Below are 600 nucleotides of genomic sequence, written 5' to 3'. Positions count from 1 at the left end.
CCATACAGGTTGTAGAAAATCTGCCCACATCAAGATAAGCAGACAGTTCTCTCTCAATATCCGCCACTTCCTCTGCTACCGCATCAAAGTCTGACCTGGCTCCCTGGATGTTCTCCTCCAGTCCCTCCATGGAATCCTGAGACATCTCTGCCAGCTGGTCAGAATCAATGTTATAATACCAGTCTGTGTAGAGTATAAAGCTGCTCCGGTAGGTTTCTATCGTATCTTTTATCATATTTGCAAGATTCATATGATAATCCCACATATAGCTTCTCACATGCTCTGCTGCCTCTCCGTGCATCTCCGACATGGCAGCAATCTCTACAATACTGCTTCTTACCGCATCTATCTGCTCTATCCACCGGTCAAGCTGTGCCAGAATCAGTTCCCGAATGCTGGTAATTTCTTCATACTTTACCTGAAATCCCATAACTTTCTCCACTCCCCCTATTTTGTCTTTATCATTTTCATCAAAGAAGCTTCTGCATCAACCAGTTCATCACGCAGTGTGAGAAGCTTCCCGGCATCCTGCGTCAGGAGGCTCTGATAATAACTCATCAGACCAATTAACTGTGAAAAGCCTGCCCGGTACGCTGTCAT

The 600-nt window shown here is 45.5% G+C and carries 1 protein-coding gene; it reads right to left on the bottom strand.

Going from position 1 to position 600, the window contains the following annotated elements; all coding sequences use genetic code 11:
- The coding region (locus tag DW059_RS15740; protein WP_147326088.1) for a T7SS effector LXG polymorphic toxin at positions 1-430 on the bottom strand (430 nt) is incomplete at its 3' end.
- Between the last annotated feature and the right edge of the window lie 170 nt (positions 431-600).

Origin of the sequence: Roseburia sp. AF42-8, assembly GCF_003435965.1 — a bacterium.
In the GTDB taxonomy this organism is placed as follows: Bacteria; Bacillota; Clostridia; order Lachnospirales; family Lachnospiraceae; genus Roseburia_C; species Roseburia_C amylophila.
This window is presented reverse-complemented; position numbering and strand designations above follow the sequence as displayed.